Raw genomic sequence first — 18,886 nt, forward strand, 5'->3', positions numbered from 1 at the left:
TGCGGTCCTAGGACCCAGGACCTGAGCGACGCGCAGACCATCGGCGCTGGCACCGCGCGCACCAATGCGTGGACCGGCCGCCGATGCTCTCCCGGCGGAGCAGGGACCCGCATCGCGAGCAGGGCTCCCCTGCCCTCCCATACGCCTCGAGCGAGCGCGAGAAGTACCCCGACTCCCCGTTGACGTTGACGTAGAGGGCGTCGAAGCTGGTGCCGCCCTGCGCGAGCGCGCGGCCCATGACCTCGCGGGCCGCGGCGAGGATCTCGCGGGACTGCGCCGGCGTGACCGCGTGCGCGGACCGCTCGGGATGCACGCGCGCGAGCCACAGCGCCTCATCGGCGTAGATGTTGCCGATCCCGCTCACCACCGTCTGGTCGAGCAGCACCTGCTTGATGCCGCGAGACCCGCGTCGGAGCGCGCGGGAGGCGGCGGCATCGTCCAGCGCCGGGTCGAGCGCATCGCGACCGATGTGCGCGACGGACGCCGGCAGCAGCGGCAGGGGCGTGCCCTCGCCCCCGGGGCCGCCGTCGGGCGTGGGCACGAGCGGCTCGACATGCAGGTAGCCGAACGTGCGCTGGTCGAGGAAGTCGAGCACGAGCGCGGGCGCGGCGAGCGTGAGCCGCGCGCGGCAATGACGGTGCGGCGGCGGCGCGTCCGTGTGGACGCGGAACTGCCCCGACATCCCCAGGTGCGCCGACAACGCGAGGAGCGGCGCATCGTCACCGGGCTCGGGTGCGAGCTCGCACCACAGGAACTTCCCGCGGCGCACGATGCGCGACAGGGTCAGGCCCACGACCTCCGCGGAGAACTCTGCCGGGCCGCCCGGAAGGAGGCGCACGCATGAGTCGCGGTAGATGTCGACGGCGGCGACGCGTGCCCCCGCGACGAGCGAGGCGAGCCCCCGGCGGACGACCTCGACCTCGGGAAGCTCAGGCATCGTGCGGCTCAGGCGGAGGGTGCTGGACGGTGCGCGTCAGTCGACGGTGGTGATGGCCGCGTACGCCTCGGCGGCGGCGTCCTGCTCGGCATGCTTCTTGGCGGTGCCGGTGCCGGAGCCCTTCGGCTCCCCCGCGATGAGGACGGTGGCGGTGAAGCGGCGCGCGTGGTCCGGGCCCTCGCCCGTGACGCTGTAGACGGGGCTCCCGAGCCCTCGCTCGGCGCAGGCCTCCTGGAGGGAGGTCTTCCAGTCGAGCGCGACGCCGGACGTGGCGGCGGCCTCGAGGCTGGGGCCCAGCAGGCGCAGGATGGCCTCACGGGTCACGTCGATGCCGTGCGTGAGGTAGATCGCGCCCAGGATCGCCTCGAAGGCGTCGCAGAGGATCGAGTCCTTGTCGTTCCCGCCGGTGGCGCGCTCGCCCTTGCCCAGCAGGATGCACGGGCCCAGGCCGATCTCGCGGGCCACGACCGCGAGGGCACGCTGCGAGACGCATGCGGCTCGCATCTTCGCGAGCTCGCCCTCGGGCAGATCGGGGTGGGCGTGGTAGAGGCGGTCGGTGACGACCACCCCGAGGACGGAGTCGCCCAGGAACTCCAGCCGCTCGTTCGTCGGGAGGCCGCCGGCCTCGTACGCGAACGAACGGTGGGTGAGCGCGAGCACCAGCAGGTCGGGGTCCACGAGGACACCCAACCTGCTGATCAGGGCGTCAGCTGACTGCTGCCCTGGAATGCTCATACGCTCGCGTCACGCCACCGCGCGCGGGGCTCAGCCCGCGTGCTCGGTGCGCAGCGCCTCGACGTACTGGCGCCCGTTGTAGGCACCGCACGACGGGCACGCGGTGTGCTGCAGCTTGTCGGCCTTGCACTGGGGGCACGTCGAAAGGTCGGCAGCGGTCGTCTTCCACTGCGAGCGACGTGCACGCGTGTTGCTGCGCGACATCTTGCGCTTCGGAACAGCCACGGCTAACTCTCTTTCTCGTCGGTAAAACTCTGGAGTGCGGCCCACCTCGGGTCCAGCACCTCGTGCGCGTGATCGGGGTCGTCCGCGAGCCGCGCGCCACACTGGTCGCACAGCCCCGGGCAAGCCGGGTCACACAGCGGCGTGAACGGGAGGCTCGTCACCACCGCGTCCCTCACCACCTGCTCGAGCTCGAGGTTCTCACCATCGAACTCGAACACGTCCTCTGAAGCCTCGTCCTCGCCCGCGGTGCGCGAGTCGGGGTACTCGAACAGTCCCTGGACCGACGCCGCAATCTCTTGCCGCACCTCGTCCAGGCATCGTCCGCACTCCCCGATCGCCGTCCCGTGGACGGTTCCGGAGACCCAGATGCCCTCCTGCACGGATTCGAGGCTCAGCTCGAGCCTCACCTCCGCACCTTCGGGCACCCCGATCAGATCGGTGCCGAGGACCGCGGGGGCCGGGAAGCCTTCGGAGACGATGCGCTGCGCGCCTGGGCGCCGCACGATGTCTCGAACAGAGAAGGTGTACGGCGAGGCGGCAGGGCGTGAAGTGTGAGCCACACGCGCCTCCTGGTCGTTCCGGTCCGCGGGGACCTCGGCCCGCACCTGTCGGCAGGGCCAGCCCACAACTGTACGCGATGCGGGCGGATTCGGCCAACCCGGGTGGGCGGCCGAGGAACCATCCTCCCATGGGTTCGCGCCCCGGGCCGACCGTGGGCGGTCCCGCATGGCCCGGCTACTGGCGCGAGAGCGCCTCGGCGACCGCGTCGACGACCCCTTCGGGCACGTAGCGCCCGATCGCGCCGCCATGGCGCGCGACGTCCCTCACCAGCGACGAGGCGACGTGGCTCAGCGCGTTGTCTCCCGTGATGAACACGGTCTCGATGCCCGTGAGCGAGCGGTTCATGAGCGCCATGGGGCGCTCGTAGTCGTAGTCCGCGCCGCCGCGCAGGCCCTTGACGATGACCCCCGCGCCGATCTCCTTGCAGAAGTCGACCAGCAGCCCGTCGACCGGGGTCACCTCGACGCCGTCGATCGGCTGCACCGCGCGGCGGGCCAGCTCGACCCGGGTGTCGAGGTCGAGCAGCGGCGTCTTGGTCGAGTTGTGGGCGACGGCGATCACGACCCTGGAGAACATCGATCGCGCTCGGGTCGCGATGTCGACGTGGCCCCACGTCACCGGGTCGAACGTGCCGGGGAAGACTGCGGTGGTCATGGCTCGACGCTACCGCCCTCGCGGACCGCCTCCAACCGTTCCGCGTAGTGGATCGCGGTCTCGCCGTACGCCTTCGACCGCACCCCCGCGAGGCCCTCCGGCCAGGGCGGATCACCCGCCCTGGAGGCCCACTCGAGCACCACGACGCCACCGTCCGCGAGCCGCTCCCCCACGCCGTCGAGGACCGCGGCGAGCTCCTCGCGCGCGATGTCGTAGGGAGGGTCGAGCAGGATCACGTCGAAAGCCTCGCCCGCGCGCGACAGGAAGGGCCTCACACGCTCCTTCACCACCGTGGCGGCACCGCCGGCCCCGAGGTCGCGCACGTTGCCGCGCAGCACGGAGACCGCCTTCGCATCGGCCTCGACGAGCGTGGCCGACGCGGCGCCTCGGCTCACCGCCTCGAGCCCGAGCGCGCCGGAGCCTGCGAACAGGTCGAGCACGCGCGCCCCTCGCAGATAGTCCTGGTGGTCGAGCCGGCTGAACACCGCCTCGCGCACGCGATCGGTGGTCGGGCGTGTGCCGCGCGGCGGCACCGCGAGCCTGCGACCGCCCCAACGGCCGGCGATGATCCTGGTCACCGCACCAGCCTACGGGGCCGGTCCGACGTCACGGCGCGATGCGGCGGAGCACCTCGAGGCACGCGCGGGCGTTGTGATACGGGCACTTCCACGGCCCCATCTTGAGATCGCCTGTGCCGCCCGCGAGCGGCCGGTTGCTCGGGTCGAGCCGCGCGTGCCACTCGCCGTGGACACGGTCGACCACATGCTGCTCGATGAAGTCCCACGCCCGGATCGCCGCACGACGGTCCTCGGTACGCCCGCCCACCTGGAAGGCGTTGAGCCAACCGACCACGCCCTCCGCCTGCGGCCACCAATGGCGGTCCCTGTCGGTGGGGCCGTCCGGTGTGCCGGCGTAGAGCACCGCACCGTCGCCGTCCACGCCGTGGAGGCGCACCGCCTCGGCGAGCGCGAGGGTGGCCTCCCGCGTGCGCCACTCGAGGTCCGCATCCTCCACTCCGTGCGCCGACAGGGCCTCCCATGCGTCCCACAGCAGCCACGAGGTCTCGATGTCGTGGCCGTAGGAGACGCCGTCGGAGGAACGGTCCCACGACTCGTCGAAGTACAGCGCGCAGTGGGTGAAGGGGGCCTCGACCACGATGCAGTCGAGGGTGGTGCGCAGGAGCGTCTCGAGCGCCTCGCGCGCAGCGAGATCCGCGGAGGCCCGCAGCAGCTCCGTGAGCGCCTCGAGCACGTGCAGGTTGGTGTTCATGGACTTGGGCACGTCCGGGTCCAGCTCGGACAGCGCGGTGCGGTCCGTGGGCGCCCAGTCCCGCGCACGCGCCTCGACGTACCCGCCGTACTCGCGGTCGCGCGCCTCGGAGTCCAAGGTTCCGGCGAGCCACAGCGCGCGGTCGAGCGCATCCTCGTCGCCGGTCACGCGTGCCCAGCAGGCGAGCGCGTAGACGGTGAAGGCCTGCGCGTAGATCTGCTTCCGGTCGTCGATCACCGCGCCGTGCGCGTCGATCGACCAGAAGACCCCTCCTGCCTGCGAGTCCCACATCGGTCCGGTGAGCTGCCCGAGCGCGCGCCGGGCCGTCCCGAGGTAGCGCTCGCGCTCGGCAGGGATCGCCTCGGCGGCCGCGGAGAACGTCCAGAGGATCCGCGCCGCGAGCACGGCGTGGCGCGGCAGGTCGTCGAGGTAGTCGAGATCGTCGCTCACCCCACCGCGCAGGGAGCCGTCCTCGGCGAAGGCGTGCGCCTCCCAGAACGGCAGGATCCCTTGCGACAGCTCTCGCGACGCGAGGTCGCGCAGGGCGGACAGCTGACGATCGGCGCTGATGGCTTCCGTCATACGCAGAACTGTAAGCGCTCTCACCTGGGACCCCGGACGCTGTGTGACAAGGGCCTCATCCCCTTCCGCGGGGCCGTCGGATGGCGCCGCTAGGCTGACGCCAGTCGAGAACCAGGAGGTTCGTGCGTGGATGTGAGGGAGCAGCTGGCACGCGTGCCGCGCTGGGGGTGGATCGCGGCGGGGGTGCTGATCGCCCTGCTCGTCGCGGCGCTGGCGGCGGACGCCGCGGACGGCGGTGAGGATCGGCCCGTCACGGCGGCATCGCCCACGTCGACAGCCTCGCCCACCTCGTCGCCCTCCACCAGGTCCTCCGCCGCCGTGGGCGAGCCCGCCTCGGCCTCCGTGTGCCGGGCCTCGGCGACCGTCACGGGCACGTGGGAGGGCGGCTTCCAGGCCGATGTCTCGGTGGTCGCCGATGCGGCGGTCACCGGCTGGACCGTCACGCTCGAGCTGGCCGACGCGACCGTCACCGGGGCCTGGAGCTCCACGCTCGCGGTCGGGTCGACCGGCAGCGTCGACATCGGTCCGGCCGACTACAACACCGTGCTCGGCGAGGGCGCGAGCACGACCTTCGGCTTCACCGCCGACGGGGATGCACCCGCGACCCTCGCGGCGACGTGCCACGCCGTGGGCTCGGCGGCGCCCGCACCCTCCGCATCGTCCACCCCGGACGATGCCCCGGCTGGCGACGTCCCGGCCGCGACGGGCGGCGACGGCGACGACTGGCTGCGTGCGGACGGCGCGCGCATCGTGGACCTCGACGGCAACCCGGTGTGGCTCACCGGCGCGAACTGGTTCGGCTTCAACACCGCCGAGCGTGTGCTGCACGGCCTGTGGACCGCGGACATGGAGGCGGTGCTCGACCAGGTCGCACAGCGCGGCATCAATGTGCTGCGCGTGCCGATCTCGACCGAGCTGCTCCTCGAGTGGAAGGCCGGCCAGGCGGAGGTCTCCGGGAGCGTGAACCAGGCGGGGCCGCAGGCGGGCCTCGACACGCTCGAGGTCTTCGACGCGTTCCTCGCAGGATGCAAGGAACGCGGGGTCAAGGTGATCCTCGACGTGCACTCCGCGCTCGCCGACAACTCGGGCCACGTCGCCCCCGTGTGGTTCGCAGGAGCCGTCACCGCCGACGACTTCGTCGAGGGCTGGGAGTGGATCGCGAAGCGCTACCGCGACGACGACACGATCCTCGCCTTCGACCTCGAGAACGAGCCTCACGGGCTGCCGAGCGAGAGCCCTCGCGCCACCTGGGGCGGGGGTGACGGCGCGACCGACTGGCAGGCGGTCTCCCAGGACCTCGCGCTGCGGATCCTCGCGATCCACCCGGATGTGCTCGTCATGGTGGAGGGCATCGAGGCCTATCCGAAGGCGGGGCGGTCCTGGTCCTCGACGAGCGCCGCGGACTACGACATCACGTGGTGGGGCGGCAACCTCCGGGGCGTCGCCGATGCGCCGGTCGACCTCGGCTCCTTCCAGGACCGGCTCGTGTACTCCCCTCACGAGTACGGGCCGCTCGTCTACGAGCAGCCGTGGTTCACGTCCTCCTTCTCCAAGGCGAGCCTCGAGCGCGACGTCTGGGAGCCGAACTGGCTCTACATCGACTCCGACGGCATCGCGCCGCTGCTCATCGGCGAGTGGGGCGGGCGCCTAGGCCAGGATGCGCGCCAGGACCGCTGGATGGAGGCGGTGCGCGACCTCATCGTCGAACGTCGCCTCGCGCATACGTTCTGGTGCGTCAACCCCAACTCCGGCGACACCGGCGGGTTGCTGCTCGACGACTGGGCGACGTGGGACGAGGAGAAGTACGCGCTGCTCGAGCCGGCGCTGTGGCAGGACGACGACGGGCGGTTCGTGTCGCTCGACCACAAGGTCCCGCTCCAGGGCGGCATCACCGTGACGGACTTCTACGCGAACGGCGGCAGCCTGTAGCTCCAGCGCCTCGGACTCCCGCGGCGCACCAGCCGTTGGAGGGGATCCCGAGCTCGACGGCGACCTCGAGCGCGGCGCGATCGACGCCGCTCTGCCCGCCGCTGATGAGGCGCAGCCCGGGTGCCATGTCGCGCCGCCCGACCCGGTGAGGCCTCCACATGCCAGCCACGCTAGGCGGTCACGAGCGGGTGAGGAAGTCCTCGCGCTCCGGGTCGAGCAGGTCCGCGATCGCGACGGCGAGCTCTGGGTGTCCCGACAGCGCCGGGTCCGCCTCGACCAAGGCCGTCGCCTCCTCGCGCGCGTCCTCGATGACCTTCGCGTCGCGCACCACCCGCAGCAGCCGGAGGGAGTTGCGCCCGCCCGACTGCGCCGCGCCCAGCACATCGCCCTCGCGGCGTAGCTCGAGGTCCTTCTCGGCGAGCTCGAAGCCGTCGGTGGTGGCTGCGAGCGCGGACAGCCGCTCGTGCGCGAGGGTTCCCTGCTCGGAGTGCGAGACCAGCAGGCAGATGCTCGCCTTGTCGCCGCGGCCCACGCGCCCGCGCAGCTGGTGCAGCTGCGAGATGCCGAAGTGCTGCGCGTCGAGGATCACCATCGCCGTGGCCTCGGGGACGTCGACGCCGACCTCGATCACTGTGGTCGCCACGAGCACCGGTGCCTCGCCCGAGGCGAAGCGCGCCATCGCGGCGTCCTTCTCCTCCGAGGAGAGCCGCCCGTGCATGACCGAGACGCCGACTCCCGCGAGCGCACCCGTGGCACGCAGCTGCTCCGCGACCTCCATCACAGCCGCGAGCGGCGGGCGCTCGGCGCCGGGGCCCTCGCCGGCAACGTCGGCCTCGAGGGCGTCCAGAGGCACGTCGTCGACCTCCTCCTCGGAGTCGCCGTCGATGCGCGGGCACACGATGTACGCGCGCCCGCCACGGTCGACCTCCTCGCGCACACGCGCCCAGACGCGGTCGATCCACGCGGCGTTGCCCGCCGGGACCAGATGCGTCACGGTCTCGTGCCGGCCAGCCGGGCGGTCGCTGAGGACCGAGGTCTCGAGATCCCCGAACACGGTCATCGCGACGGTGCGCGGGATCGGGGTCGCCGTCATCACGAGCGTGTGCGGTACTCGCTCGCCGCGCGAGCGCAGCGCATCGCGCTGCTCGACCCCGAAGCGGTGCTGCTCGTCGACCACCACAAGGCCCAGGTCCGCGAACTGGACCGTCTCGCTCAGCAGCGCATGGGTCCCGACCACGATGCCCGCGGCACCCGAGGCCGCCTCCGCGAGCGCCGCGCGGCGCTCCTTGGATCCTTGCGAGCCGGTCAGCAGGACCACACGCGTCGCGTCGTCGGCCGCGGTGAGCATCCCGCCGTCGGCGAGCGGGCCCATGAGCGCGCGCAGCGAGCGCGCGTGCTGAGCCGCGAGCACCTCCGTGGGGGCGAGCAGCGCCGCCTGCCCTCCCGCTTCGACCACCTGGAGCATCGCGCGCAGCGCGACCACCGTCTTGCCGGCGCCCACATCGCCCTGGAGCAGGCGGAGCATCGGCGTGTCGCGTGCCAGGTCGGACGCGACCGCCTGCCCGACCGCGACCTGACCCGCGGTGAGGGCGTAGGGCAGCCGGGCGTCGAGCGCGGCCACCAGGCCTCCGTCGCGTGCCGGGCGCGGCGTAGCCGACAACGACTCATGGTCCGCGCGGCGCCTCGCGAGCGCGGTCTGCAGGACCAGCGCCTCCTCGAAGCGCAGCCTCTCCCGTCCACGCTGGAAGTCCGCCTCGGTATCGGGGACGTGGACGAGCCGCAATGCCTCGAGGAGCGTCGGCAAACCGCGGCGCTCCCGCAGCTCGACCGGCAGCGGGTCCGGCACGTCCGCCTCGGTGAGCGGGTCGAGCACGGCGCGCACCGCGCGGCCGATGCGCCAGGTGGGCACGCTCGCGACGGCCGGATAGATCGGGATGGGGCGGGAGGCCTCGGCAAGGGCAGCGTCCTCGTCGGCGGCGTCGATCCCGACCAGGACGTAGTCGGGATGGGTGAGCTGACGTCGTCCGCGGTAGTCGCCGACCGTGCCGGTGAACAGGCCGCGCCGTCCGGCGCGGAGCTTGTCCTCGTGCATGCGCAGCACCCCGGCGCGCTTGGCGAAGAACGTGAGCTGGAGGCTGTCCCGGCCGTCCGTGACGATCGCCTCGAGCATCGCCCCGCCGCGCGAGCGCATCTGGCGCACGGTCGCGGTCCGCACCTGGGCCATCACCGTGACGTGCTCGCCCACGCTCAGCTCTGCGAGAGGCGTCAGCTCGCCCGGCGCGCCGTAGCGGCGCGGGTAGTGGCGCAGCAGGTCGCCCGTGGTGACCAGCCCGAGCTTCTCGAGCGAGCCCGCGGTGCGCGCGCCGAGGACCTTCGCGAGCGGCTCGGCCAGCCGTCCGGGCTCGCGCCCTGTCATTCGGGCGCCCGCTCGACGCCGATCAGGATGGGCGGCCACTCCTGCCCGCCGCGGTACACCGCGACCTCGGCACCGGGCGAGCGCGCATCGACCGACGCACGGGCCTCGTCGCCCACCGCGGGGTCGACCCCGCGTGCGAGCACGAGCGTCACCACCTCCGTGTCGGGCCCGATGAGGCCGTCCAGGTCCTCGTCGAGAGCATCGCCGGTGCTCTCCCCCACCGTCGTCGACGCGACGGCCGCGCGCATCAGCCGTTCGACGTCCTCGCCCGGCGTCGCGAGCGCCGAGGCCGCGACGCCCGCGATCACGTGCGCCTCGTGGCTCGCGTCGACGATCACCAGGTCGGGCTTGCCGCGCTTGTCGGCGAGCTCGTGGGCAGCGCCGAGCAGCGTGCCGTCGCCTGCGATGACGATGGCCTCCGCCCCCGACGCATCGCGCACCGCGCGCTTGAGGTCGCGCTTGCGGAGCGCGCCCGGATCGGGGACCACGAGCACCACGGCGCCGGCGTCGGCCAACGGCTCCGCCAGCCCGGGGCAGGTGGTGAGCGCGACCACGCCGGTCGCGGCACGGTCCTGCACCACGCTCATCGCGATGGACCTCACCACGATCTGGTGCGCCTCGACGCTCTCCGCGATCGCGACCGCGTCCGCGGGGTGGTCGGTGTGGACATGGGCGTGCAGCAGGCCCATGCCGGCGGTCACCGTGGCGGAGTCGCCTACCTCCCCCAGCCTCGTCACGAGTCCGGCACGCGAGTCCTCATCGCGATCGGCCACGAACATGACCTCGTAGGCGCCGCCGTGCTCCTCGCCGTGACCGGGGTGTCCCGGCTGCACCACCCGGTGCCGGTGACCGGGGATGCCCCATGCGACCTCGGGGTGGTGCGCAAGCGCATCGGCTCCCGCGATGGTCTCCGCGAGCATCTCCAGCTGCAGCACCAGCGCCGCGGCGCCGGCGTCGACCACGCCCGCGTCGCGGGCGCTCGGCAGCTGCTCGGTGGTGAGGCGCAGCCCCTCGCGCGCACCGTCGACGGCCGCCACGATGGCCTCCTCCCGGGTCCCCGCGCTCGCGGCGACCTGGGTCGACGCGCGCGCCGCGGCGCGCGCGACGGTGAGGATGGTCCCCTCCACCGGCGTGCCCACCGCCGCGTACGCGGCCTCCGATGCGCGTGAGAGCGCATCGGCGATCCCGGCGGCGTCGATGGACTCGAGCCCGCCCTTCGCATCGACCACCCGGAGCAGGGCCGACAGGTACTGGCTCACGATCACGCCGGAGTTCCCGCGGGCGCCCAGCAGCACGCCCCGCGCGAAGGCCGCGGCCACGTCACGGTGCGAGGCGTCCGCAGGGAGGCGCGCGATGGCCCGGTTGCCCTCCTGGAGGGTGAGGTACACGTTGGTGCCGGTGTCGGCATCGGCGACCGGGAAGACGTTGATCGCGTCGAGGTGGCCGCGTGAGCGGCGCACGGCGTCCAAGCCGGACCCGAGCCAGCGGCGCAGGGCATGCGCTTCGCTCACGGGTCACCTCCGACTCTCGAGCGGCGTGGGGTCGGCGCTCGCGTACTATCGTGGCACGGCCCACCGACGCCCCGGACATCCCTCCCGGTACACGCCGTACCCGGCGCACGGTTTGCCGCAATGCCCCATCTTCGGTTAACCTATTGCGGTTGCCCGAGCACCCGGGCCCCCAAGCTTTGCGGATCGGATCACCCTTCCGCGCCAGAAACTAGGAGAACTATCGTGGCTGCTACCTGCGACGTCTGCGCCAAGGGACCGTCCTTCGGTCACAGCATCTCGCACTCGCACCGCCGCACCAAGCGTCGCTGGAACCCGAACATCCAGCGCGTGCGTGCCGTGGTCGCGGGTACCCCCAAGCGACTCAACGTGTGCACCTCGTGCCTCAAGGCCGGCAAGGTCCAGCGCGCCATCTGATGGATCCGCGCCTCGGCGCGGTTCGGCGCGGCTGACAGCCGACCTCATCCCGAGACGGACGTCCTCTCCTCCGAGGACGTCCGTTTTCGTATGCCCGGACGGCGCCGCTCGCCCGCCGGCGCATCGTTCATCCGCGCGAGCATCTATCCCGACGTTCCGTGCCCGCTTCGCACGCGGAACGGGCACCGATCGTCGGGGTAGACGCTTGCACGCGGGGAGGCGGGGACGCGGGCAGCGTGCCGTGCGAGACGTCAGCCCCCGAAGTGGTCCCAGCCGAGCGAGTCCGGCACCGCTCCGTCGAGCCGCACCCCTGAGAACGCGTCGGTGGTCTCCCCCACCACGGTCCAGCCCGCCGGCACCGCGGACTCCCGCGGGAAGACCGCGAGCATGTGATGGTCCTCGCCCCCGGTGAGCGCCCACGGTCGCGGATCCACCTGGAGCTCTATCGCGGCGAAGCGCGCGCCCTCGTGGAGGGGCACGTCCTCGGCCCGGATGTCGATCCCCACCTCGGAGCGGCGCGCGATGCGGGACGCGTCGCGCAGCAGGCCGTCGGAGATGTCCATGAGGGCGGTCGCTCCGTGGAGCGCGGCCTCGAGCCCGGCGCCGATGCGCGGGCTCGGCCTCAGGAACAGCCCGATCGACTCCTCGTCGATCCGACGACCCTCGGTCAGCTGGATGTAGCCCGCAGCGGCGGCGCCGAGGGGTGCGGACACCGCGACCACCTGGCCGGGAAGCGCATCGGCCCTGGTGATCGGCTCGGTGCCGTGCGTCTCCCCCAGGACGGTGACGCACACCGAGACCTCGTTCGCGCCCGAGAGGTCGCCCCCCACCACGCCGACGCCATGGGGCTCGCACGCCTCGCGCACGCCGTCGGCGAAGCGCATCACCCAGTCGGCGTCGAGCGTCGCTGGTGCGGCGAGCGTGATCTGCAGCGCGGTGGGCACCGCGCCCATCGCGTCGATGTCCGCGAGGTTCTGCATCGCCGCACGCCAGCCCACGTCCTCGGGGGTCGACCAGTCCATGCGGAAGTGGCGCCCCTCCACCAGGATGTCCGAGGAGACCACCAGGTCGCCGTCGACCGCGACCACCGCCGCATCGTCGCCCGGGCCGAGGATCTCGGAGTCGGACACGGGAAGCCTCGGAGCGAAGGCCGCGATGAGCGCGTCCTCCCCCATCTCGCCGATCGTCGTCATGGGTCAAGGCTACGGGCGACGGCACCCGCCCCCGTGCGGGCGGGCGGACGATGCGCGAGCATCGGTGGCATGGAGATGCCACGCCCGACGGACGCGCACCGCGACGCGTTCCGCGCGCTCGTCCCGTCGACGGCGGCCGTGGAGGTGCGGCCGATGTTCGGGCAGCTCGCCGCGTTCGTGAACGGCAGCATGTTCATGGCGCTCTACGGCGGCCTGGTGACCTTCAAGCTCGCCGCACCCGATCTGGCCGTCGCCCGCGAGCGCACGGACGCGCAGCCGTTCGCCCCTGCGGGAAGGACGATGCGCGAGTACGTCGCGCTTCCGCTCGCCGCTCCCGGCCTCGCCGGCCTCGCCGAGCGGGCTCTCGCCTACGTCGCGACGCTGCCGCCCAGGTGACGGCTCGGCTCAGTCGCGCGCCGTCGCCGCGATGCCGTTGACGAGCACGCGCAGCGCCCAGGACGACCGCTCCTCCACGGTGCCGGCGATGAGGTCGAGACCCACCTCCCTGATGTGCGGATAGCCGGGCCCCGTCATCGCGGCGATGAGCGCCTGCGAGGTGGCGGAGTCCGGTGCGGCCTCGGCCTCGTGATCGGCGTGCTCGGCCGCCGTCGCGGTGGCCCACAGGAGCAGGATGTCCACGCCCCACGCGCGCTGACCGGTCGGGACGCCGCCCTCGGCGAGGAGCCCGAGCAGCCGCTCGACGAGCGCGAGCGTATGCGGCCCCTGGGGACGTGCCGTCAGCGCCGAGCGGGCGAGGTCCGGGTGCGCGAAGAGCAGCGCGACGAAGCCCTCGACAACCGCGATGACGCGCTCCTGCCAGCCTCCCTCTCCCCCCTCGAGATCGAGCTCGCCCAGCTGCCGGTCGAGGAGCAGCCCGTGGAGCTCCGCCATGTTGCGGACGTGGACGTAGAGCGACGCCGGGCCCGTGTCGAGGTCCCAGGCGACCTTGCGCATGGTGACCGCGTCGAGCCCGTCCTTCTCCATGATCTTCGCCGCCGACTCGACGATCGCCTCACGGCTGAGCGCCGCGCGTCCGCCGCGACGCACGCGCGGCCCGCCGCCGCGGGGACCTCCCGGACCACGCGTCGCCCCGGCTCGGCGCTGCTCCGCCTGCTCGGCCATCGCCCGCTTCCATTCGGCGGCGAACTCGTTCCGCAGCCGGATGGCCTCGTCACGCATCTCGCGCTTGAGGCGCTGGGTGTCCTCCTTGGTCCACTCGCTGTCGTGCTCGTCGGTCATGCGCACAGTCTAGGTCGAACGTGAACCAAATGCGAACATGTTCGTTCCGAACTTGTTCTTAACGAACATGTTCGTTTACAGTCGGGGCGTCGGCACCGCCATCCCGCGATGCCCCCGACCCCAGGAGAGAACCCATGACCGAACCGCGTTGGGCCATCGAGGCCCAGGGCCTGGTCAAGACGTTCGGCGCGCAGCGCGCAGTCGACCGTCTCGACCTCCAGGTGCCCGTGGGCACCGTCTACGGCGTGCTCGGCCCGAACGGCGCCGGCAAGACCACCACCATCCGCATGCTCGCGACGCTGCTGCCCCTCGACGGCGGTACCGCCAGCGTCTTCGGCCATGACGTCGCGACGGATGCGCACCGCGTCCGCCAGCTCATCGGCGTCACGGGCCAGTACGCCTCGGTCGACGAGACGCTCACCGCCCGCGAGAACCTCGACATCTTCTGCCGCCTCCACGGCCTTCGCGGCAAGGCGATCCGCACCAAGTCGGACCAGCTGCTGGAGTCCTTCGGGCTCTCGGATGCCGCGAGCAAGCCCCTGCAGAACTTCTCCGGCGGCATGCGCCGCCGCCTCGACCTCGCGGCGAGCCTCATCTCACGTCCGCCGCTGATCTTCCTCGACGAGCCGACCACCGGGCTCGACCCGCGCACCCGCGGCCAGATGTGGGACACCATCCGCGAGCTGGTCCATGACGGCTCGACGGTGCTGCTCACCACCCAGTACCTCGACGAGGCCGATCAGCTCGCGAGCCGCATCGCGGTGATCGACACCGGCCGCGTGGTCGCCGAGGGCACCTCGGACGAGCTCAAGGCACAGGTCGGCGCATCGTCCCTCCATCTCACCCTCGACGATGCCGCACGCACGGAGGAGGCAGGCCGCATCGTCGCCTCGAGCGTGGGCAGCGAGGTCACCGTGACCCCCGAGGCACGGCGGCTGACCTCACCCCTCGCAGACGCGGACCACGTGACGGACACGCTCGTGCGGCTGCGAGAGGCCGGCATCCGCGTCACCGAGATGTCCGTCACCAAGCCCAGCCTCGACGAGGTGTTCCTGACCCTCACCGGCCGCGGCTCGTCCGCCGCCGAGACCCCCGACGACGCCGAGGAGCGTGCCGCATGACCGCCACCGCCATCACCCCAGGTTTCGCTCGGGCGCTGCCCCGCCATGTGCCCTTGCGGCAGACCGTCTCCGACTCGCTGGTCATGGCGCGCCGTGCGCTGGTGAAGATGCGCCGTACGCCGGAGCAGCTCATCGACGTCACGGTGCAGCCCGTGATCTTCACGGTGATGTTCACCTACATCTTCGGCGGCGCGATCGCCGGCGACGTCGCGAGCTACCTGCCGGCGTTCATCCCGGGCATCCTCGCGCAGACAGTGCTGACCGGAGCGTCGGCCGCCGGCACCACGCTCCGTGAGGACATGGACAAGGGCGTGTTCGACCGCTTCGCCTCGCTGCCCATCGCACGCATCGCGCCGCTCGCCGGCGCGCTCCTGGGCGACATCGTGCGCTACCTGATCGCGACCACCATCACGTTCGCCATGGGCTTCCTCATGGGCTGGCGTCCCGAGGGCGGCGTGGTCGGCGTCACCGCGGCAGCCGTGCTCGTCATCGCGGTTGCGTGGGCGCTCTCCTGGATCTTCGCGCTCGTCGGCGTGACGGCGAAGTCCGCGCGTGGCGTCCAGGGCATCAGCTTCCTCATCCTGTTCCCGCTGACCTTCCTGTCGAACGCGTTCGTGCCCGTGGACACGATGCCGGGCTGGCTCCAGGGCTTCGTCGACGTCAACCCCGTCTCCCACGTCATCACGGCCGTGCGCGACCTGTGCAACGCCGGCACGTTCGGCACGGACGGCTGGCTCGCGCTGCTCGGCGCCGTGACGGTCGTCGCGGTCTTCGCACCGCTCACGGTCGCGAAGTACCGCCGCCACGCACGCTGACGCACGCGCACGACGACGGCCGGCCTCCCTGAGGCCGGCCGTCGCCGTCTCACCCCACCTTCACCACGAGCTTGCCCGCCACGTGCTGCGCCTCGAGCCGCGCGAACGCCTCCGCGGTGCGCTCCAACGGATACGTCGCCGCGATGACGGGACGTAGCTGCCCTGTCTCGATCCAGGCCGCGACCCGGCTGAGGTTGCCGGTCGACGGCTCGGTGCCGACCACCACCACGCGACGGCGGGCGAGCGGCCCGGACAGCTTCGCGCGGAAGATGGCCCACGCGGGGCCCAGCAGCGGCCCTCCGCCCAGCCCGCCTGCCGCGAGGTACACGCCGTCCCGTGCGAGGACGCGGCGCAGGCGGGGCACCGATGTGGTGCCCACCGTGTCGTATACGACGTCGAACACCTCGCCGCAGTCGCGCACCGCCTCGCGCGTGTAGTCGATGACGCGATCCGCGCCGAGCAGGGACACCATCGGGGCGTTGGCGCCCGAGCACACCGCGACCACCCGGCTCGCGCCGAGGATGCGGGCGATCTGCACCGCCATGTGGCCCACCCCGCCGGAGGCGCCGATCACCAGGACGCGCCTGCCCTCGCACCCGCCGCCGTCCTCGAACCCGCCGAGCGCGGTGATCGCGGCGATCGGCACGGCGGCCGCCTCCTCGTCGGTGGCGCCGTCCGGCGTGCGCGCGATCCTCGCTGCGTCCGCGATCGCGTAGTCGGCGCAGGCGCCGAAGCCGAGGAAGCCGAACACCCGGTCGCCGACCGCGAGGCCGTCGACTCCCGGACCGAGCGCGTCGACCTCGCCCGCCGCATCGGCGCCCACCACCCGGGTTCCGGGCGAGCGCAGCCCGAAGCTGAACCGCGCGAGCCACGGGTCACCCCGGTAGATGTGCCAGTCCCAGGGGTTGAGCCCGGCCGCGCTCACGCGGATCCTCACCTGACCCTCGCCCGGCTCGGGGGTGGGGAGCTCACGGAGCTCGTGCGTCTCGGGTCCCGCGTATGCGGAGTAGGTCATCGCCTTCATGGCCCGACCACCTTTCATCTGTGGGCCGTCGCCGGCCGTCGCGAGGGCGCGACTCGCCCCGGCCGCGCGGTGACGTCGGCGAGGGCGAGCGGCGACGGGCGGCTAGGCCTGCTCCGCCTCGGGGTACTGGAACACGTCGTCGAGCGGGACGCCGAACGCCCTCGCGATCTGGAAGGCCATCTCGAGCGAGGGCGAGTAGCGGCCCTGCTCGATGGCGATGACCGTCTGACGGGTGACGCCGATGCGCCCCGCCAGCTCGGCCTGGGTCATCTCCCCGTGCGCGAACCGCAGCGCGCGGATCGCGTTGGTGACCTTGGTGGACCGCCCCATCAGAGCCCGGTCCGGTAGGCGCGGATGCGGCTGCCCGCCGCGACGATGCCGGCGAGGAGCCCGGCGAGGAACAGGGCGTTGGCCGGCCAGAACCTGTCCACGTCGAGCATGAGCAGGACCGTGGCGACGAGGCCCCCGAACGAGGACATGGTGTACGCCCGCGCGTTCCCGAAGCGCTCGATCAGCTTGTCGCGCTCGTCGCCGTCCTCGAGGTCCGGCTTCTCGCCCGCGGCCTCCGCCTTGATGCCGGTGGCGATCGCCGAGGCGATCACCCCCACGATGATGAGCACGATGAGCGAGCCCCAGGCCCACAGCATCGGCGTGACCCAGGAGACCTCCTCGAGAGGACGGTCCGCGGCCTGCGTCAGGATGACCGTGAAGTAGACGAGGCCGACGAGCGGGAACGCGACGAGCGAGGCCCAGACGGTGCGTTCGGTCATGGTCATGGCATCCCCCCGGATGTCAAGGTTTCTTGACATCTCGAAGGTAAGCCCGGCTTGACACGATGTCAAGAGTTCTTGACATCACTACGGGATCCGCACGCGGGCCGCAGGGGTCAGGTGTGCGCCGTGGCGAGCCACGCGCCTTGTCGCGTCACGCGCACGTAGGAGATCCCGAGGAAGACTCCGCGCGCGACGTTGAAGAGCAGGAACGCGCGCCACAGGTCGTCGTTGCGGGGGTCGCCGACCCATGCGATGCCCGCGAGGAGCGCCGGGACGAACACCAGCACGGCGGACGCGGCCATGGTGGTGACCATCGATCGCGTCCTCCCCGAGCCGAGGAACACGCCGTCGAACAGGTAGGCGAGCGAGGACGCGAGCGGCAGCCAGACCACCCAGCCGATGTACTGGTCGGCAGCCTCGGTCACCGACGGGATCGACGTGAGCACCGCGATGAACGGCCCCGAGGCGACCAGGTACAGCACCGTGAAGACCGCGCCGATCGCGACGGCGGGCAGGGCCGACGCGACGACCGCGCGGTGGAAGGACGGCACGTCGCGCCGACCGATCTCCCGCGAGACCATCGCCTCCGCCGCATGCGCGTAGCCGTCCTGGCCGTAGCTCGACAGCAGCATGAGCTGCATGAGGATCGCGTTCGCGGCGAGGATGTCGGGCCCCAGCCGCGCGCCGTACGCGGTCACGAACGTGAGCACCGAGTAGAGGATCGCCGTGCGGACGAACAGGTCGCCGTTCATCGCCGCGAGCCGCCTCCAGCCCGTCCGCAGCCCGCGCCCGCGCCAGCGGCGCACGGCCGCGCGCACGGGGGACGATGCCGCCCGCCACCACAGCACGAGCGCGAGCGCGAGACCCAGCCATTCCGCGATCACCGTCGCGGCCGCCGCGCCTGCGGAGTCCCACCCGAGCCCGCCGACGAAGGCGATGTCGAGGCCGAGGTTGACCACGTTCACGGTCGCGACGATGGCGAGCGGGCGGCGCGTGTCCCCCGAGCCGACGAACCACCCCGAGATCACCAGCGTGAGCAGCGCCGCAGGCACCGAGGCCATGCGGATCCACGCGTACTGGACGGCGAGGTCGCGGATGTCCCCCGCCGGCGCAAGCACGGCCATGACCGCGGGGATCGCGACCCACTGCGCGAGCACGGCAGCGCCGCCGAGCGTGACCGCGAGGATCGCGGCGCGCTGGGCGTGGGTGACCGCCGCATCGTCCTGGCCGGCGCCGAGCGCGCGGCCCACGAGCGACGTGGTGCCGGTGCGCAGGAAGCCCACGAGCCACATGACCGCGCTGAGCACGGTCGAGCCGAGCGCCACGGCACCGATGTGGGTGGCGTCGGAGAAGTGCCCCAGCATGGCGGTGTCGACCAGCCCGACGAGCGGCACCGTGACGTTGCCGACGATCGCCGGCCACGCGAGCGCGAAGGCACGCCGGTGCGGCAACGGGCGGAGCTCGATCACCAGGCGACGGTACACCGCG

At 72.4% G+C, this 18,886-nt stretch carries 21 protein-coding genes; 5 read left to right on the top strand and 16 right to left on the bottom strand.

Features of this window, described 5'->3' with window-relative positions:
• Window positions 1-7: 7 nt before the first annotated feature.
• From mutM to AOM00_RS08410, 7 genes are all read right to left on the bottom strand, one after another.
• Window positions 8-937, bottom strand: a complete 930-nt coding sequence (mutM, locus tag AOM00_RS08380; protein ID WP_062517365.1) for a bifunctional DNA-formamidopyrimidine glycosylase/DNA-(apurinic or apyrimidinic site) lyase — start codon at window positions 935-937, stop codon at window positions 8-10.
• 36 nt (window positions 938-973) lie between these two features.
• On the bottom strand, window positions 974-1,672 hold the full coding sequence (gene rnc / locus AOM00_RS08385; protein ID WP_062517366.1) for a ribonuclease III: 699 nt from the start codon (window positions 1,670-1,672) through the stop codon (window positions 974-976).
• A gap of 30 nt (window positions 1,673-1,702) precedes the next feature.
• A complete protein-coding gene (gene rpmF, locus AOM00_RS08390) occupies window positions 1,703-1,897 on the bottom strand; it encodes a 50S ribosomal protein L32 (protein WP_062288819.1) in 195 nt (64 codons plus the stop codon).
• Window positions 1,898-1,899: 2 nt separating this feature from the next.
• On the bottom strand, window positions 1,900-2,304 hold the full coding sequence (locus tag AOM00_RS08395; protein ID WP_369345429.1) for a YceD family protein: 405 nt from the start codon (window positions 2,302-2,304) through the stop codon (window positions 1,900-1,902).
• Window positions 2,305-2,632: 328 nt separating this feature from the next.
• Window positions 2,633-3,112, bottom strand: a complete 480-nt coding sequence (coaD, locus tag AOM00_RS08400; protein ID WP_062517368.1) for a pantetheine-phosphate adenylyltransferase — start codon at window positions 3,110-3,112, stop codon at window positions 2,633-2,635.
• Window positions 3,109-3,690, bottom strand: a complete 582-nt coding sequence (gene rsmD / locus AOM00_RS08405) for a 16S rRNA (guanine(966)-N(2))-methyltransferase RsmD (RefSeq protein WP_062517369.1) — start codon at window positions 3,688-3,690, stop codon at window positions 3,109-3,111. The genes coaD and rsmD overlap by 4 nt, the downstream gene beginning before the upstream one ends.
• Before the next feature lie 28 nt (window positions 3,691-3,718).
• On the bottom strand, window positions 3,719-4,963 hold the full coding sequence (locus AOM00_RS08410) for an AGE family epimerase/isomerase (protein ID WP_062517370.1): 1,245 nt from the start codon (window positions 4,961-4,963) through the stop codon (window positions 3,719-3,721).
• 126 nt (window positions 4,964-5,089) lie between these two features.
• Between AOM00_RS08410 and AOM00_RS08415 the strand changes: the two genes are divergently transcribed.
• Window positions 5,090-6,892: a cellulase family glycosylhydrolase gene (locus tag AOM00_RS08415; RefSeq protein WP_156159096.1), complete on the top strand. Its 1,803-nt coding sequence runs from the start codon at window positions 5,090-5,092 to the stop codon at window positions 6,890-6,892.
• Here the strand turns inward: AOM00_RS08415 and AOM00_RS15935 are convergent.
• Genes AOM00_RS15935 through AOM00_RS08425 form a run of 3 tightly spaced genes read right to left on the bottom strand, consistent with a single transcriptional unit; the run spans window position 6,852 to window position 10,819 of the window.
• The gene (locus AOM00_RS15935; protein WP_369345430.1) at window positions 6,852-7,052 is read right to left on the bottom strand and encodes a YpsA SLOG family protein; all 201 of its coding nucleotides are present in this window, start codon (window positions 7,050-7,052) and stop codon (window positions 6,852-6,854) included. The genes AOM00_RS08415 and AOM00_RS15935 overlap by 41 nt on opposite strands.
• 18 nt (window positions 7,053-7,070) lie before the next feature.
• Window positions 7,071-9,308, bottom strand: coding sequence for an ATP-dependent DNA helicase RecG (locus AOM00_RS08420; RefSeq protein WP_062517371.1), 2,238 nt, complete (start codon window positions 9,306-9,308; stop codon window positions 7,071-7,073).
• On the bottom strand, window positions 9,305-10,819 hold the full coding sequence (locus AOM00_RS08425) for a DAK2 domain-containing protein (protein WP_062517372.1): 1,515 nt from the start codon (window positions 10,817-10,819) through the stop codon (window positions 9,305-9,307). The genes AOM00_RS08420 and AOM00_RS08425 overlap by 4 nt, the downstream gene beginning before the upstream one ends.
• Window positions 10,820-11,041: 222 nt before the next feature.
• Between AOM00_RS08425 and rpmB the strand changes: the two genes are divergently transcribed.
• A complete protein-coding gene (rpmB, locus tag AOM00_RS08430; RefSeq protein ID WP_042216526.1) occupies window positions 11,042-11,233 on the top strand; it encodes a 50S ribosomal protein L28 in 192 nt (63 codons plus the stop codon).
• A gap of 251 nt (window positions 11,234-11,484) precedes the next feature.
• Here the strand turns inward: rpmB and AOM00_RS08435 are convergent, their stop codons facing one another.
• Window positions 11,485-12,426 carry a thiamine-phosphate kinase gene (locus AOM00_RS08435; protein ID WP_062517373.1) on the bottom strand — a complete coding sequence of 314 codons (942 nt, stop codon included), beginning with the start codon at window positions 12,424-12,426 and terminating at the stop codon, window positions 11,485-11,487.
• Between the two features lie 69 nt (window positions 12,427-12,495).
• On the opposite strand from AOM00_RS08435, the gene AOM00_RS08440 reads away from it, so the two are divergent.
• The gene (locus tag AOM00_RS08440; RefSeq protein WP_062517374.1) at window positions 12,496-12,822 is read left to right on the top strand and encodes a hypothetical protein; all 327 of its coding nucleotides are present in this window, start codon (window positions 12,496-12,498) and stop codon (window positions 12,820-12,822) included.
• A gap of 9 nt (window positions 12,823-12,831) precedes the next feature.
• Here AOM00_RS08440 and AOM00_RS08445 read toward each other — a convergent pair whose 3' ends face one another.
• The gene (locus AOM00_RS08445) at window positions 12,832-13,665 is read right to left on the bottom strand and encodes a TetR/AcrR family transcriptional regulator (RefSeq protein WP_228373450.1); all 834 of its coding nucleotides are present in this window, start codon (window positions 13,663-13,665) and stop codon (window positions 12,832-12,834) included.
• Between the two features lie 134 nt (window positions 13,666-13,799).
• Between AOM00_RS08445 and AOM00_RS08450 the strand changes: the two genes are divergently transcribed.
• Window positions 13,800-14,786 (top strand): ATP-binding cassette domain-containing protein, encoded by a 987-nt coding sequence (locus tag AOM00_RS08450; RefSeq protein ID WP_062517375.1) that lies wholly within the window; start codon window positions 13,800-13,802, stop codon window positions 14,784-14,786.
• Window positions 14,783-15,601 carry an ABC transporter permease gene (locus AOM00_RS08455; RefSeq protein ID WP_062517376.1) on the top strand — a complete coding sequence of 273 codons (819 nt, stop codon included), beginning with the start codon at window positions 14,783-14,785 and terminating at the stop codon, window positions 15,599-15,601. Before AOM00_RS08450 ends, AOM00_RS08455 begins: the two co-directional genes overlap by 4 nt.
• A 49-nt stretch (window positions 15,602-15,650) precedes the next feature.
• Here AOM00_RS08455 and AOM00_RS08460 read toward each other — a convergent pair whose 3' ends face one another.
• The 4 genes from AOM00_RS08460 to AOM00_RS08475 form a co-directional block, all read right to left on the bottom strand.
• Window positions 15,651-16,625 carry an NAD(P)-dependent alcohol dehydrogenase gene (locus AOM00_RS08460; protein WP_062517377.1) on the bottom strand — a complete coding sequence of 325 codons (975 nt, stop codon included), beginning with the start codon at window positions 16,623-16,625 and terminating at the stop codon, window positions 15,651-15,653.
• A 102-nt stretch (window positions 16,626-16,727) separates the two neighbouring features.
• Window positions 16,728-16,955 (bottom strand): helix-turn-helix transcriptional regulator, encoded by a 228-nt coding sequence (locus AOM00_RS08465; RefSeq protein WP_062517378.1) that lies wholly within the window; start codon window positions 16,953-16,955, stop codon window positions 16,728-16,730.
• Window positions 16,955-17,401 (bottom strand): hypothetical protein, encoded by a 447-nt coding sequence (locus AOM00_RS08470; RefSeq protein ID WP_062517379.1) that lies wholly within the window; start codon window positions 17,399-17,401, stop codon window positions 16,955-16,957. Before AOM00_RS08470 ends, AOM00_RS08465 begins: the two co-directional genes overlap by 1 nt.
• A gap of 110 nt (window positions 17,402-17,511) precedes the next feature.
• Window positions 17,512-18,867 (bottom strand): MATE family efflux transporter, encoded by a 1,356-nt coding sequence (locus AOM00_RS08475; protein WP_169746831.1) that lies wholly within the window; start codon window positions 18,865-18,867, stop codon window positions 17,512-17,514.
• Window positions 18,868-18,886: the final 19 nt, after the last annotated feature.

Origin of the sequence: Demequina gelatinilytica, from assembly GCF_000971115.1 — a bacterium.
Classification (GTDB): domain Bacteria; phylum Actinomycetota; class Actinomycetes; order Actinomycetales; family Demequinaceae; genus Demequina; species Demequina gelatinilytica.

What these genes read in the sequence shown, in the direction of transcription:
- mutM (WP_062517365.1), bottom strand. Translation starts at nt 937, where the DNA reads ATGCCTGAGCTTCCCGAGGTCGAGGTCGTCCGCCGGGGGCTCGCCTCG.
- AOM00_RS08420 (WP_062517371.1), bottom strand. Translation starts at nt 9,308, where the DNA reads ATGACAGGGCGCGAGCCCGGACGGCTGGCCGAGCCGCTCGCGAAGGTC.
- AOM00_RS08455 (WP_062517376.1), top strand. Translation starts at nt 14,783, where the DNA reads ATGACCGCCACCGCCATCACCCCAGGTTTCGCTCGGGCGCTGCCCCGC.
- AOM00_RS08410 (WP_062517370.1), bottom strand. Translation starts at nt 4,963, where the DNA reads ATGACGGAAGCCATCAGCGCCGATCGTCAGCTGTCCGCCCTGCGCGAC.
- coaD (WP_062517368.1), bottom strand. Translation starts at nt 3,112, where the DNA reads ATGACCACCGCAGTCTTCCCCGGCACGTTCGACCCGGTGACGTGGGGC.
- AOM00_RS08450 (WP_062517375.1), top strand. Translation starts at nt 13,800, where the DNA reads ATGACCGAACCGCGTTGGGCCATCGAGGCCCAGGGCCTGGTCAAGACG.
- AOM00_RS08470 (WP_062517379.1), bottom strand. Translation starts at nt 17,401, where the DNA reads ATGACCATGACCGAACGCACCGTCTGGGCCTCGCTCGTCGCGTTCCCG.
- AOM00_RS08440 (WP_062517374.1), top strand. Translation starts at nt 12,496, where the DNA reads ATGGAGATGCCACGCCCGACGGACGCGCACCGCGACGCGTTCCGCGCG.
- AOM00_RS08465 (WP_062517378.1), bottom strand. Translation starts at nt 16,955, where the DNA reads ATGGGGCGGTCCACCAAGGTCACCAACGCGATCCGCGCGCTGCGGTTC.
- AOM00_RS08445 (WP_228373450.1), bottom strand. Translation starts at nt 13,665, where the DNA reads ATGACCGACGAGCACGACAGCGAGTGGACCAAGGAGGACACCCAGCGC.
- AOM00_RS08435 (WP_062517373.1), bottom strand. Translation starts at nt 12,426, where the DNA reads ATGACGACGATCGGCGAGATGGGGGAGGACGCGCTCATCGCGGCCTTC.
- AOM00_RS08460 (WP_062517377.1), bottom strand. Translation starts at nt 16,625, where the DNA reads ATGAAGGCGATGACCTACTCCGCATACGCGGGACCCGAGACGCACGAG.
- rnc (WP_062517366.1), bottom strand. Translation starts at nt 1,672, where the DNA reads ATGAGCATTCCAGGGCAGCAGTCAGCTGACGCCCTGATCAGCAGGTTG.
- AOM00_RS15935 (WP_369345430.1), bottom strand. Translation starts at nt 7,052, where the DNA reads ATGTGGAGGCCTCACCGGGTCGGGCGGCGCGACATGGCACCCGGGCTG.